The sequence below is a fragment of the Aquirufa aurantiipilula genome, from assembly GCF_019923745.1.
Classification (GTDB): domain Bacteria; phylum Bacteroidota; class Bacteroidia; order Cytophagales; family Spirosomataceae; genus Aquirufa; species Aquirufa aurantiipilula.
On the sequence record NZ_JAANOG010000003.1, the window covers coordinates 208,182 to 223,010 of the forward strand.

Here is a 14,829-nt window from a genome sequence, read left to right on the forward strand (position 1 = left end):
TTGTAAGTTTGTTAGAAATGAAATGACCATGGCCACCAACATGTACCTCTCTTTGGGAGGCAATCTAGGAAATACCCTTGAAATTTTTAAAAATGTCTATCCAATTCTTGAAAAAAAAATAGGGCCTATACTTCATTTTTCTTCTATTTATCAAACGAAAGCTTGGGGAAATACCCAGCAAGCTGACTTCCTAAACCAAGTGCTTGAATTAAACACAGAACTGAATCCTCAGGAATTAATCGCTCAACTATTGAACATTGAATCCGAATTAGGCCGTGTAAGAAAACAACAATGGGAGGCTAGAATCATCGACTTGGACATTCTATTTTATGGAAATCAAATCATCCAAGAAAGTAATTTACAAATACCTCACCCCTTTTTACCTCAACGAAAATTTGTATTAATTCCTTTGGCAGAAATTGCTCCAAATTTGATACACCCAATCTTAAAGAAAAGTATAGACAATCTTGTAATAGATTGTCCAGATAGTTCTGAAGTTAAAAAATTGGATTTATAAATTCTCCTGAACCTTATTCTTATCCATGGTATCCATGGTACCAAATACATAATCCCAAATAGGAGAAGAAACACCAAATACCGCATTTCCATCTTTATAGTGATGAACAGCATGGTTTACCCAAAGCATTTTAAAATAATTCTTGGGAGGAGGATAAGCGTGAACACAATAATGCACCAATAAATAAGAAGCATATCCCCAAATGAATCCAGGAAAGAAGGCAAAAGCATAATTATTTAGTGCAAAATAAGAAATAGAAAAGAGCAGACCTACCACCAAAATGGCAATCACCGGAGGCATTGCTAAACGAGTCTTGTCTTTGGGATATTCATGATGAACGCCATGTGCAATGTACTGAAATTTAGATCTAGCCTCAGTAGTAGGTTCAATGTGGTAAATACTGCGATGCACCCAATATTCGATGAAGGTGAACCCGAAAAATCCAATTAAAAATAAGCCTAAAATAACTCTGTTATCCAATACCGCATACGTGAAAGCAAAGTACAAAAGCACCATACCTGTCAGAAAAAATAAAGTTACTGGTATCGCAATGTGTGTTCTTGACAACCTCTCTAAAATAGGATTTTCAAATAATTGCTTTGAACCCGAATGCTTCGGACGTATGTTTTGTTTTTCCATATCTCGAATTTTTAGAAAAAAATCGGAATTGAATTGATAGTAGACTTAGGCTTTGAACACAAAATTAATAGAAACTATTCGCTATCCAAAAGATTCTGAGTTGGGAATTTCCAACTTTGACTTATGATCCTTTGATAGTAGTTTTCATAAAGAGGAAGTATTTTCTCAATATCAAATAACTTGGCTCTCTCCAAGGAATTCTTCTTCATTTGGGTTAACAAAACTTCGTCTGAAAGTAGTTTAATGGTATTTTTGGCCATATCATCGATATCGCCTATTTCACTCACATAGCCTGTTTCGCCATGAATATTCACTTCGGTTATTCCTCCTGCATTGGATGAAATTACAGGAACTTCACAAGCCATTGCTTCCAAAGCAGCTAATCCAAAACTTTCTTTTTCAGAGGTCAAAAAGAAGACATCAGCCAAAGAAAGTGCTTCCTCAATAGTATCCAATTTTCCTAAAAAACGAACATCTCCTTGTACTCCCAAATCCCGACATAAGGCTTCGATCGCCGAACGTTCTGGCCCATCTCCTACTAATAATAATTTGGAAGGAATCTCTTTCCGAACTTTCTCAAATACATGAATGATGTCTTCAATTCTTTTAACTTTTCGAAAATTGGAAGTATGCATCAATAGCTTTTCTCCATGGGGACAAATGGCTATCTTAAAATGTTCTTTAGCTTGTTTTTTAAATCGTTTTAAGTCAATAAAATTTGGAATCACTTCAATCGCACTTAAAATCTCAAACTCTGCATAGGTATCATTTCGAAGACTTTCTGATACCGCTGTAACGCCATCCGATTCATTGATGGAAAAAGTTACGACAGGTTCAAAGGATGGATCCCTTCCTACAAGTGTTATATCTGTACCGTGCAATGTGGTAATTACTGGCACGTGAATACCTTTATATTTTAAAATTTGCTTCGCTAAATAAGCCGCAGAAGCATGAGGAATGGCATAATGAACATGTAGTAAATCTAGCTTTTCATTGATGGTGACATCCACCATTTTACTGGCTAAAGCCGACTCATAAGGTAAGTACTGAAATAAGGGATAGGAGGCCACACTTACCTCATGATAAAAAATATTTTCGGAAAAGAAATCCAATCTTGGTGGCTGAGTATACGTGATAAAATGCACTTCATGACCAGCCGATGCTAGGGCTTTTCCTAACTCGGTTGCCACAACCCCACTTCCCCCATACGTTGGGTAGCAAATGATTCCTATTTTCATGTTCCGATTTTAACCTGAAGAAACAAAACTTCAATTTTTGCCTAAAGGTTCCGCAATATGGCCTAAATTTGTAAGAAAATAATCGTTTAGGCTTGAAAAACATCGTCATTTTTGCTTCCGGATCAGGTTCCAATGCGGAAAAAATCATTCAACATTTACAGGGTTCCTCGCTAGCTCAGGTTAGTTGCATTTATTGCAATAACCCAGAAGCAGGGGTCATTGAACGTGCCAAAAGACTGCAAGTCCCTTGTCGCGTTTTCTCCCGAGAAGAATACAAAAATGGAATTGTCTTAAGTGAAATTCAAGCATTACAAACCGACTGGATTGTGTTAGCTGGATTTTTATGGTTAATTCCAAGCAGCTTTGTGCAAGCATATCCACAACGCATCATTAACCTTCACCCAGCTCTTTTACCTAAGTTTGGAGGAAAAGGAATGTACGGACACTTTGTACATGAAGCTGTTATTGAAGCAGGAGAAAAAGAATCAGGTATCACCATTCATTTTGTAAATGAGCATTATGATGAAGGTGCTATTATCCATCAAAGTTCATTTAGCATTGATCCTGGCGACAGCCCGGAGGATGTCGCCAGAAAAGGCCAGGTTCTTGAGCACCGTGATTTTCCGGTAATTATTGAAAAACTGATTAAGCAATCAAACTAATTACCAGCCTCCACCTAAAACACGGTATAACTGGATAGCATGTATCCAGCGTTTTCTTGAGATTTCCAATAATTCCAACTCCGAACGTAATGCGTTTTGTTGGGCAGTTAGAACCTCCAAATAATTAGCTTTAGCTGTAGTAAACAAGGTGCCCACCGTAGCAATAGCCCCTTTGGTCAACATTACTTCTCGTTCTTTCAACTGATCCATCCTTTGTAAATAGGCCAAGGACTTTACCTGAGTATCCCATTCCAAAAAGCCTTTTAATAAGGCATTTTGATAGGTTAAATCGAGAGCTTTCCAACGAGCATTTTCTCGACTAATATTAGAATATAAAGCCGAACGATTTAACCAGGGTGCTGTAATTCCCCCTATCAATTGATAGGCCATGGAGGTAGGCAACTGAAATAAATAAGCTGGTTGGAATCCTTGCACTCCTAACATACCTGATAATACCACAGATGGTTTCAAGGCTAAATCGGCACTTTGCTTGTTCAGTAATTGGGCTTCCAATTCTAACCTTGCCTGACGCACATCGGGTCTTCTTTCCAATTGATCAATCTGAATTTGAGCATACAAGGAGCTATCCAAGGAACAATTAAATGGATACTGAGAACGAGCAATTTTTTTATTAGGTTGATTTAACCAATAACGAAGTTGATTTTCCAATTCCGTGATTTGTTGCAACACCAAACCTTCCTGGGCTCTTGAATTTAACCATTGTGCCTCCAACTGCTGAACTGCTGACTCATTCACCACACCCGCTTCTTTTTGAATTTTAACCAAGTTCAAGGCACTAAATTGTATGCCAATATTGGTTTTCAAAATGTCCAATTCTTGATCCAATGCCACCAATTGTCCATACATACCCGCTACTTCAGAAACCAAAGAAGTAATGTACCATTGTTGGCCTGATTCGGTTGCTAAATACCTCAAAGCACTTGCTTTTTTACGCTTTGAAAGTTTCCCCCAAATATCCACTTCCCAAGAAGATTGAAGCCCTATCATCACATCAGGTAAATGCTCAGGAATGATCTGATCTTTGGAAATATTAGGCGAAAATTGGGTATCGTAATTACCGACCCCATCCATGGTATATTTACTGAATTTCCTCAAACTCGGTTGAATAACTCCAGAAACAGTCGGCTTCATAGCTCCCCGATCAAAGGTATATTGAGCCCGACTAATGGCAAGATTTAGGAATCCAATCTTAATATCATTACTACGAATTAAGACTGAATCAATCAATTGCACCAATAAACTATCCTTTTTCCAACAGGCTTCTATACTGGATACAGACTGCCCAACATCTTTCATTCGATAGGCTTCTAATTCTGCATCGATTTTACGTGCATCTCGAAAAATGGCTTGCTGACAAGACAGCAAGCTCATGGAAAATATACTTATTATGACGATTAGACGCATATTAAACCTTGGGTTTAGAAAATTTAGCTGATATAGTGGCAAAGACAACAAACAATCCTGGAATAAGAATCAATCCTCCTATAGTTCCTAAAATCATCCCTCCAGCAGAAGCTGTCCCAATGGTTCTGTTCCCTATGGCACCTGCTCCACTTGAAATCATCAAAGGAATCAATCCAGCTACAAAGGCAAAGGAAGTCATTAAAATAGGTCGTAAACGAGCAAAAGCTCCTTGCTTAGCCGCATCAATAATACTGACTCCTTGTTTCATTTGCGCCAAGGCAAATTCCACAATCAAAATGGCATTTTTACCCAACAATCCGATGAGCATAACCATAGCCACCTGAGCATAAATGTTGTTTTGTAATCCAAATACCTGTAAGAATAGATACACGCCAAAGGCTCCCATTGGCAAAAAGATTAGCACCGGGAATGGCATAAGGAAGGATTCGTATTGAGCTGAAAGCAATAAATACACAAATACCAAACAAATGATAAAAATGAAAATAGCTTGATTCCCTGCCAAAAACTCTTCACGGGTCATACCTGACCATTCTATGGTATATCCTCTAGGAAGATTTTTCGCCGCTTGTGCTTGAATTTCCTTTAAGGCCTCCCCGGTACTGAAACCAGGAGCTGGCTCCCCATTCACCATGGCAGAAGTAAACATATTGAATCGAGTCAACTGCTCTGGTCCATATACCCTACGCATCTTCATAAACGACGAATAAGGCACCATTTCTCCATCCTTATTTTTGGCATAAAATTTCATAACATCATCAGGATGAATTCGATAACTCGGGTCCACTTGCACCATAACTTTGTACATCTGTCCAAATCGGATAAAGTTAGTGGCGTAAAAACTACCCAATAAAGTTTGTAAATTATCCATGGCCGAAATCACATTGACCCCTTTCTGAGCAGCCGCTGATTGGTCAACTTCCAACATATATTGAGGGAAAGTTGGGTCAAAGCTGGAAAAAGTATTTTGAATGGATGCGGACTCATTCAGTTTTTTAGCAAACTCTAATGTCACGGCAGAAAGTTTTTGCAAATCTCCACTACCCGATCTGTCTTGCACACGGAATTCAAATCCAGAAGCATTTCCAAAACCAGGCACTGCCGGTGGTGGAATAAGTTGAATGCTCGCTTCTTTAATTTCCTTGGTTTTTTCGCGAACTTCATCAATTACCTGATCTAAGTTTTTATCACGTACATCCCAGGGTTTTAAGGTCACAATACCCATACCAAAAGAAGCTCCGCTTCCGTCTGTCAATAAGCTAAATCCTGCCAAACTTGAAAAAGATTCAATGGCAGAAACACTCTTAATTTGCTTATAGACATCATCCATCACTTTTTCGGTTCTTTCCAAGGTAGCTCCCGATGGTGTCGTTACATTGACATACAAAGTTCCTTGATCTTCCGTTGGAATAAAACCCGTAGGTACTTGTCGTACCAAAAAGACGGTAGCCAAAGTAAAAATCCCCAGCGTTCCCCACATGATGGTTCTACGATGGATAAAAAATTGTACCACACCTAAATACTTATTCGCAATCTTATCATATCGATGATTGAAGGCTATGAAGAATCTGCCCAAGATATTTTTATCATCTAAATGGGGCTTTTTTAACAGCAATACACAAAGAGCTGGGGTTAAGGTTAAGGCCGTTAATCCTGATAAGGCAATGGATATAGCCATAGTTACCGAAAACTGCCTAAAGAAAACTCCCACTGGTCCAGATAAAAAGGCCACCGGCACAAATACCGAAACCATGACCAAGGTTATGGCCATAATGGCTCCAGAAATTTCAAACATGGCTTCTTTGGTAGCAGCAAGAACTGACATGTTCTTTTCTTCCATTTTGGCATGGACCGCTTCTACCACGACTATGGCATCATCCACGACAATACCAATGGCTAATACCAAAGAGAATAGTGTCAGCAAATTGATAGAGAAACCAAAAAAGAGCATGAAGCTAAAGGTTCCAACCAACGATACGGGTACTGCAATGATGGGTACTAAAGTTGCTCTCCAATCCTGCAAGAAGATAAACACCACCAATGCCACCAATAAAAAGGCTTCCAAAAGTGTTTTTATTACCTCATGAATTGATGCATCTAAAAAGCGAGATACGTCATAACTAATCGTATAACCCATACCCGGAGGAAAGGTGCTAACTTTTAATTCTTCTAAGCGTTTCTTGACATTAGCAATAACCTCTGCGGCATTAGATCCAGGTCTTTGCTTCAATAAAATAGCAGCCGATGGCTTTCCATTTTCCTTCGATAAAACATCATAATCCAAAGAGCCAAACTCAATATCGGCTACATCTTTTAAGCGCAATAATTGACCAGATTCGGTTGACTTGATGATGAGATTTTCATACTCTGCCACTTGGGTAAACTTACCGGTGTATCGAAGAACGTATTGCAAGGCTTGAGCTCTTTTACCTGAGCTTTCCCCAATTTTACCTGGTGCGGCTTCTACGTTTTGACTCCGCAATGCCGCTACTACGTCATCCGCTGAAAGTTTATAGGCAAACAATCGATCTGGGTGTAACCAAATACGCATGGCATACTCACGCTGACCCATAATGTCCGCAAAACCCACCCCATTGATACGCTTTAATTCCGGCAACACGTTGATGTCCGCGAAGTTGTAAATAAACTTTTCATCGATGCTGGGATCTGAACTTAATAAGTTCACATACAGCAACATACTGTTTACCTCTTTCTCCGTCATTACACCGGCCTTAATAACTTCTTCAGGCATTTCGTCCAAAACCGTCTGTACCCTGGTTTGAACGTTTACGGCCGCCACGTCAGGATCAGTACCTACTTCAAAATAAACCTGAATAATACTTGTCCCGTCATTTCCAGAAACGGAAGTCATGTAGGTCATTCCTGCCACGCCATTAATGGCACGTTCCAAAGGCGTCACTACGGCTTTCGCACATACTTCCGCATTAGCTCCTGTATATTTCGTTGTAACCGTTACCGCCGGAGGAACAATATCCGGAAACTGCGTAATGGGTAATTGTTGCATAGAAATAACTCCCAAAATCACAATGAAGAGGGAAACAACAATGGCCAGAACCGGTCGGGTTATAAATTTTTGTACCATAGTTCTTGCTTAAAGTGTTTTAGATTTTTCCAAAATGCGACGCATAGGAATATACTCTCCTTTGATCTTTTGTCCTTGTTTAACTAATTGAATTCCTTCCACCAAAATGGTATCCGAGGAGCTAAATCCTTTTACTAAATAAAAGTGCGGCATCCGAATTTCAGGTATTAAACTTTTCATCTTCAAAATCCCTGTTTTATCCTTGACAAAAACATAATTTTTCTCCTGAATTTCGAATACCGCCTTTTGTGGTAATAACCAGTAACCATTCACCTTTTTAGGCATTTGAACGCGACCAGAAGAACCATGTTTCAACAGTTTTTCTGGATTATCAAATCTTGCTCGAAAAGCGATATTACCTGTATTCTTATCAAACTCACCTTCAATCGTTTCCACTTTACCCATGTAAGGATACAATTCCCCATTGGCCAATAATAATGAAACCGAAGTATTGTGTTTAAAGCCCTCGCCTAACTCCGCAAATGCCAAATATTCCTTTTCAGAAACATTGAAATAGGCAAATACATTTTTAGTGTCGGATAAAGTGGTGAGTAAAGTTCCCTCGTCAACTAAGCTACCTGATTTGAAAGGTAAACGGTCTACAACGCCATCAAATGGTGCCCGAATAGAAGAGTATTCTACGCGTAATTGAGCCGCTTTCACATGCGCTTCAGCTTCCTCTTTTTTCGCTTTTAATCCTTCTATTTTAGCTAGGGCAATGGCTAATTGGTTTTTCGCAATGACATTTTTCTCCACCAATAATCGTGTATTGATCAATTCCAACTCCTCGGCTTTGATGTCCGCCATGGTTTGATTCAACACTGATTTGGCACGCATCACTTCGGCCAAATATTCCAAATTATTAATGGTAAATAAGACTTGTCCTTTACGAACCGCTTTTCCTTCATCCACATGTATTTTATCCAAATAGCCTTTTACTCGGGCCCGTATTTCTACGTTATTGATGGCATTGATATCTGCCACAAACTCCTGAGAAATTGTCGTATCCATTTGAATAGGTACACTGACTTCTAGACTGGAAATCTCCTGACTATTGTTTTCGTTTTTGGTACCACATGCTTGTAAAAGGAGTATACCCATACAAAACACTAGCTTAGACGCTCGATTCATTTTACTTTTCTTTAGTTTCGGCTATTGCCTGTTGTTTATAAGAACTACGTGCCAATCCTTTGCTCACAGCTACTTTTTGTTCGATCAATGTCTCTCTTTTTCTGTACTTCGGTGTCTCATGACTCGTTTGTTGAGAATACCCTTTTTCGATGACTTGAATAACTTTAGCTTCGGACTTTACATTTTTATTAAGCTGGGCTTTATAATTAGCTGGTACTTGGCTAATCCCTATGTGTGCACAGCATACACATAGCATTAACATGAAAAATTTCATATGATTCAAATTAATAGATGCGCGAAAGCCTTAAGCTTCACCCACCTGTTACAAGAAATGTTTTATTGTGTTTTGTTTCTAATTGTGCGGATTTAGACCGACAATTGGGGAGGAGGACAAATCATGTCCAAGGAAATATCCTGATACGGATTAGCTTTCAATGAAAGTACTAAATCCGATTGAATCACTTGAAACAATTGAAAATGAGGTGCAGGTTGTAAAAGAAAAGCAAATCCCTCTTCTTCCATATCTTCTACTTCATCAGAAGTTTGACCTGCAGAATTGATGTCAGAGAACTGATCTACCCAAACTTTAGATGTTTCGTGGGAATTCTTAATCGTGCTCAAAATCAAACTGTCGTTTATCATCAAAACGGCAAGTAAAAAAAAGCACCACGTTAATAAATTCCTCATCTAGGCAAATAAAATGTCATTTGGTTTAAACAAGTATACATGATTAAACCCAAAAACTACAAAATCGTTTTAATAAATATAAAATCTCTCTCTTCTTACTCCTTGATTTCCTCAAAAGGAACGTAGTCACCATCGTCAGCTTTAGTCGTCCGAGGCTTGGATTTAGCTTGGGGTGGTACATAGTCCACATCAATGCTCCCTTCTCTCTTGGTGGCCTCCTTTTGTCGATATGCCTGTTCAGATTGCTGTCTATGTACTTGAGTGATGATATAACTCTTAAACAGCAATTTGAACAAAGGCCTAATGACGTAGATAAACAAGAAAATAAGTCCGAGAATCTTTAACATGTTTCTATTTTTTGTCTATTAACGACTTAAATATAAATTTCGTTCCCCATACACCTTCCTGAAAAACTCATCTTTCAAATCATCAATGAAATATATGGCTTCCCCAGTGGATTTCATCTCGGGACCTAATTCCATGTTGACATTCGGAAATTTATTGAAAGAAAATACAGGAATCTTTATGGCGTATCCTTTTTTAACAGGTTTGAAATCAAAATCCTTTACTTTTTTATCCCCAAGCATCACCTTTGTAGCATAATTTACATAAGGCTCTTGATAAGCTTTACAAATAAAAGGTACCGTTCTAGAAGCTCTAGGGTTAGCTTCAATGATGTACACAACTTCATTTTTAACAGCGAATTGAATATTCAACAATCCTTTTGTCTTTAAAGCAACCGCAATTTTCTTCGTATGGTCTTCAATTTGCTTGATGACGTTTTCAGACAAATCAAATGGAGGTAAGACAGAATGTGAATCTCCTGAGTGAATTCCAGCAGGCTCAATATGCTCCATTACACCAATAATGTATACATCTTCTCCATCACAAATGGCATCTGCCTCCGCTTCAATCGCATTTTCAAGGAAGTGATCTAATAAGATTTTATTCCCCGGAATATCACGCAAAATATCTACTACATGTTGCTCCAATTCTTGTTCGTTGATGACAATCTTCATGGATTGACCACCCAAAACGTAACTTGGACGCACTAATAATGGATATCCTAACTCACGACCTAAAAGCACCGCATTATCAGCATCTTCACAAACGCCAAATTTAGGATAAGGAATATCTAAATCTTTCAAAAGACTAGAGAAAGCTCCCCGATCTTCTGCCAAATCCAACGCTTCAAATGAAGTACCTAAGATTTTAATGCCATATTTAGATAACTTCTCAGCTAATTTCAAAGCGGTTTGACCACCCAATTGTACGATTACTCCTTCCGGTTTTTCATGTTGAATGATGTCATAGACATGCTCCCAAAATACAGGTTCAAAATATAATTTGTCAGCAATATCAAAATCCGTAGAAACAGTTTCAGGATTGGAGTTGATCATGATGGTTTCATATCCTGCTTCCTTAGCGGCTAAAACACCGTGTACACAAGAATAATCAAACTCAATTCCTTGACCGATGCGGTTAGGGCCAGAACCTAGAACCACTACTTTTTTACGGTCAGAAGACTTGGATTCATTATCCATGGAGTCTGTACTTTGACCAAAAGTGGAATAATAATATGGAGTTTTTGCTTCAAATTCCGCTGCGCAAGTATCCACACATTTGTATAAACGCTTAATTCCAAGGTTGTTACGCTTATCGTACACCTCAGATTCTAAGCAACGTAAGGCATGAGCAATTTGACGATCTGCAAATCCTTTGTGTTTAGCTTCTTCCAATAAATCTGTTGGAATGCTAGCTAAGGTAAAACGTTCAATTTCTTTTTCGACACGTACCAAATCTTCAATTTGGTTCAAGAACCATTTATCTATACGTGTTAGTTGCTGAATGGTCTTGAAAGAGATTCCCATTTTAAAGGCATCATAGACATGGAACAAACGATTCCATGAAGGATTAGCCAAAGAATGCATGATAGCATCTTGATCTCTCAATTCCTTTCCGTCAGCACCCAGACCATTACGCTTAATTTCCAAGGATTGACAAGCCTTTTGCAATGCCTCTTGGAAATTACGGCCGATTCCCATGGTTTCTCCTACCGACTTCATTTGAAGACCTAATGAGCGATCAGCTCCTTTGAATTTATCAAAATTCCAACGTGGAACTTTCACAATCACGTAATCTAAAGCTGGCTCAAAATAGGCTGAGGTCGTTCCAGTGATGGCATTACTCAACTCATCCAAGTTATAACCAATGGCCATTTTGGCTGCAATTTTTGCTATCGGATAACCAGTCGCTTTAGAAGCCAATGCCGATGAACGAGAAACACGAGGGTTAATTTCAATGGCAATGATTTCATCCGTTTCAGGATTCAGTGCAAATTGAACATTACATCCACCCGCAAATTTTCCAATCGCATTCATCATCATGATAGCCATATCACGCATACGTTGGTATATCGTATCTGGCAAGGTCATGGCTGGAGCCACTGTAATGGAATCTCCAGTATGAATACCCATTGGGTCAAAATTCTCAATGGAGCAAATGATGATAACGTTACCTAAATTATCACGTAATAACTCCAATTCATATTCTTTCCAGCCCATGATGGACTGTTCAACCAAAACCTCATGTGTAGGTGATGCATGTAAACCTTTATTTAAAGCAGCATCAAAGTCCTTAGGATCATTCACAAATCCACCACCTGTTCCACCCAAGGTAAATGATGGACGAATTACTAAGGGGAAACCTGTTTCTTGAGCAATTTCTTTTCCTTCTAGGAATGAACGAGCTGTTCTTCCTTTACACACTCCCACTCCCAACTCCAACATTTTCAAACGGAATTTCTCCCGATCTTCTGTGGTTTCGATGGCTTTTATATCAACCCCGATTATTTTCACTCCGTATTTTTCCCAAACACCCGCTTCTTCGCAATCGATAGCCAAGTTCAAAGCTGTTTGACCACCCATGGTTGGTAACACTGCATCTATTTGATGTCTCTCCAAAATATGAATGATGGAAGCTCTATCTAATGGCTTCAAATACACATGATCGGCGTTCATAGGATCCGTCATGATGGTAGCAGGGTTGGAATTGATCAGAATCACTTCGATTCCTTCTTCTAGCAAGGAACGAGCAGCTTGAGAACCAGAATAATCAAACTCACAGGCTTGACCAATTACAATAGGACCAGAACCGATAATCAGAACGGAACGGATAGATAAATCTTTTGGCACGGGATGAATTTATTTTGTATCAATAGAAAACAAATTTTTAGACCTTTACACTTAGGCTCAAAAATTGTACAAAGTTAGCAGTTGAAGCCCGAATTGGGAAACGTTATTGAAAATAAAAATCAGGAATTTTAAGCACATAGACCTTTTACCTGATTTGATTTCTTTTCGTCCCATTATTTCCCGTAATTTTGATAAAAATAAAAATCCCGTGATCAAAATAATCGTGGCTTGTGATGAAAAAAACGTCATCGGCAAAAACAATCAACTCATTTGGCACCTTCCGGCAGACCTAAAACATTTCAAAAATTTGACCACCGGACATTCCATCATCATGGGAAGAAAGACTTTTGATTCCATTGGGAAAGCCTTACCAAACCGCAATAATTTGGTGGTCAGTCGACAAAACCACCTCCAAAGCGAAGGCATTATTCTTTGTCAATCTTTGGACGAAGCCATTTTAAAAGCAAAAAGCCTTTCCAGAGATGATATTTTCATCATTGGAGGAGCTGAAATTTACAAACAAGCGCTGGAGATTGCTGACCAAGTCATTCTAACACGCTTGCATGATTATTTTGACGGTGATGCCTTTTTTCCCGAACTTTCTGGCCAAGAATGGGAAATCATACACACTGAAAGAGGTATAACCGATGAAAAAAATCCCTATCAGTATAGTTTTTTAACTTACCAAAGAATCCAATAACATGGAAAGAAAAGTGGCATTATTGGAGCAAGCCATCCAGCTGGATGCATTTTATCCCTTTTTGCAAGATGATATGGCCGGAGGAATTTGCTTATTTATCGGTACCATTCGAAATAAAAATCAAAACAAAGACGTGAAATCACTGGATATGGAAGCTTACCCGCCCATGGCCGTGAAACAAATAAACCTATTGATTGATCAAGCTGGTTCAAAATGGCCCATACAAAAAGTGGCGATGGCTCATCGAACAGGTCCTTTGCAAATTGGAGATATTGCCGTACTTATTGGGGTAACTTGCGTACATCGTGCCGAAGCATTTCAAGCTTGTCAGTGGCTTATCGACCGACTAAAAGAAGAAGTACCCATTTGGAAAAATGAATTTTATGAAGATGGCTCGTCTTGGTTAGTTCCCCACCCTTGAGCTAACATCAAGTTACAACCTCTTTGCTCCGAATTATCAAATCGACCTAACACCTTAAATCGTATTCCGTCTGCTTCCAATGAACCTAAATCCTTGGTTTCGATAAAAGAACAGGAATCGACATTGGCTAGGTCAATGACCTTAATGCCACCTACTCTTCCTGATTGCGTAACTTGTCCAAAGGGATCATTGACTTCCCTCAATAAAACTCGCATGCTGATTCCAGGTGTAAAAACGCCCCCTTTATCTGCATAGGCTTGTGAAAATAACTCCGTCATACCATATTCTGAAGCTATTTGTGGCAAATACATTTTTTCTTCAAGGAAAGCATGAACTTCTTCACGTAACCATTCCTCTCTTCTCCCTTTCATCCCTCCTGTTTCCATCACCATGATGCGTCCCTCAGCAACGGCATCTTTCCAAAACGAAAAATCTTGCCCACTATCTACCCAATCCAATAAACCAAAAGTTACTCCCATCAACCAAATCTTACGTTTAGTTTGCAAGGCAGCTTTCAGATTTTCAACCAATACATCATATTGATTTAAATAAAATCCAGCCAAATCTGAACCCGACTGCTTAATGAAATAATCCATCATGAAGACCAAAGATGAAGTGCTTCTTTCTAGATAAGATGGCAAAAGAGCGAAAATATGGTAGTCGGATAATGGACCGTAATTCGACTCAAAAATCCGCTTAGCTTGTTTTTGATAAAATTCAGGATCACATACTATGTGTTTTGAAGGGATTTGCCCGGTAGTACCTGAACTTTCAAATTGAAATAAAATGGGGGCAAAGCCCGATTGCACCAAATGATTTTTAAACAACTCAATTGGCAAAAACGGGATATCGGAAATTTTAGAAATGCTATTAGCATCCACTCCCAATAATCCTAGATACAAATGATACAAGGGATTATGGACAGCCTGATATTGAAAAATGTCCAAAGCGAGGCTTTCAAAATCAGCCTCTTGCATCTGATTTACACGATTCTTCAAACTCAAAGAAAGGCTTTCCCAATCTTCGCTTCCACTCTGCATAGCTTTTTTTGAAATTATGCACAAAATTAATGCAAATCATTAACTTTACGCTTC

General features: G+C 38.8%; 14 protein-coding genes. 4 read left to right on the top strand and 10 right to left on the bottom strand.

Annotated elements, in window-relative coordinates:
• Window positions 1–28: 28 nt before the first annotated feature.
• A complete protein-coding gene (folK, locus tag G9H60_RS04515; RefSeq protein ID WP_262899944.1) occupies window positions 29–517 on the top strand; it encodes a 2-amino-4-hydroxy-6-hydroxymethyldihydropteridine diphosphokinase in 489 nt (162 codons plus the stop codon).
• Here folK and G9H60_RS04520 read toward each other — a convergent pair.
• Window positions 512–1,156 carry a sterol desaturase family protein gene (locus G9H60_RS04520; RefSeq protein WP_223142914.1) on the bottom strand — a complete coding sequence of 215 codons (645 nt, stop codon included), beginning with the start codon at window positions 1,154–1,156 and terminating at the stop codon, window positions 512–514. The genes folK and G9H60_RS04520 overlap by 6 nt on opposite strands.
• 74 nt (window positions 1,157–1,230) lie before the next feature.
• Window positions 1,231–2,394, bottom strand: coding sequence for an N-acetyl-alpha-D-glucosaminyl L-malate synthase BshA (bshA, locus tag G9H60_RS04525; RefSeq protein WP_223142915.1), 1,164 nt, complete (start codon window positions 2,392–2,394; stop codon window positions 1,231–1,233).
• 92 nt (window positions 2,395–2,486) lie between these two features.
• On the opposite strand from bshA, the gene purN reads away from it, so the two are divergent.
• Window positions 2,487–3,056 (top strand): phosphoribosylglycinamide formyltransferase, encoded by a 570-nt coding sequence (gene purN / locus G9H60_RS04530; protein ID WP_223142916.1) that lies wholly within the window; start codon window positions 2,487–2,489, stop codon window positions 3,054–3,056.
• On the opposite strand, the gene G9H60_RS04535 is transcribed toward purN, so the two are convergent.
• The 7 genes from G9H60_RS04535 to carB all read right to left on the bottom strand — a co-directional run bounded on the left by G9H60_RS04535 (window position 3,057) and on the right by carB (window position 12,614).
• Window positions 3,057–4,481 (bottom strand): TolC family protein, encoded by a 1,425-nt coding sequence (locus G9H60_RS04535; RefSeq protein WP_223142917.1) that lies wholly within the window; start codon window positions 4,479–4,481, stop codon window positions 3,057–3,059.
• A gap of 1 nt (window position 4,482) precedes the next feature.
• Window positions 4,483–7,602 carry an efflux RND transporter permease subunit gene (locus G9H60_RS04540; protein WP_223142918.1) on the bottom strand — a complete coding sequence of 1,040 codons (3,120 nt, stop codon included), beginning with the start codon at window positions 7,600–7,602 and terminating at the stop codon, window positions 4,483–4,485.
• A 9-nt stretch (window positions 7,603–7,611) separates the two neighbouring features.
• On the bottom strand, window positions 7,612–8,703 hold the full coding sequence (locus G9H60_RS04545; RefSeq protein ID WP_223142919.1) for an efflux RND transporter periplasmic adaptor subunit: 1,092 nt from the start codon (window positions 8,701–8,703) through the stop codon (window positions 7,612–7,614).
• 31 nt (window positions 8,704–8,734) lie between these two features.
• Window positions 8,735–9,007, bottom strand: a complete 273-nt coding sequence (locus G9H60_RS04550) for a hypothetical protein (RefSeq protein WP_223142920.1) — start codon at window positions 9,005–9,007, stop codon at window positions 8,735–8,737.
• Between the two features lie 92 nt (window positions 9,008–9,099).
• Window positions 9,100–9,375, bottom strand: a complete 276-nt coding sequence (locus tag G9H60_RS04555) for a hypothetical protein (RefSeq protein WP_223142921.1) — start codon at window positions 9,373–9,375, stop codon at window positions 9,100–9,102.
• A gap of 140 nt (window positions 9,376–9,515) precedes the next feature.
• Window positions 9,516–9,767, bottom strand: coding sequence for a hypothetical protein (locus G9H60_RS04560; RefSeq protein ID WP_223142922.1), 252 nt, complete (start codon window positions 9,765–9,767; stop codon window positions 9,516–9,518).
• A gap of 18 nt (window positions 9,768–9,785) precedes the next feature.
• Entirely contained in the window at window positions 9,786–12,614 is a 2,829-nt protein-coding gene (gene carB / locus G9H60_RS04565; RefSeq protein WP_223142923.1) for a carbamoyl-phosphate synthase large subunit, read from the bottom strand.
• Window positions 12,615–12,822: 208 nt separating this feature from the next.
• Here carB and G9H60_RS04570 point away from each other — a divergent pair, with 208 nt between their 5' ends.
• Entirely contained in the window at window positions 12,823–13,314 is a 492-nt protein-coding gene (locus G9H60_RS04570; RefSeq protein ID WP_223142924.1) for a dihydrofolate reductase, read from the top strand.
• Window position 13,315: 1 nt separating this feature from the next.
• Window positions 13,316–13,735, top strand: coding sequence for a molybdenum cofactor biosynthesis protein MoaE (locus G9H60_RS04575; protein ID WP_223142925.1), 420 nt, complete (start codon window positions 13,316–13,318; stop codon window positions 13,733–13,735).
• Here G9H60_RS04575 and G9H60_RS04580 read toward each other — a convergent pair.
• A complete protein-coding gene (locus G9H60_RS04580) occupies window positions 13,696–14,775 on the bottom strand; it encodes a long-chain-fatty-acid--protein ligase (RefSeq protein WP_223142926.1) in 1,080 nt (359 codons plus the stop codon). The genes G9H60_RS04575 and G9H60_RS04580 overlap by 40 nt on opposite strands.
• Window positions 14,776–14,829 lie beyond the last annotated feature (54 nt).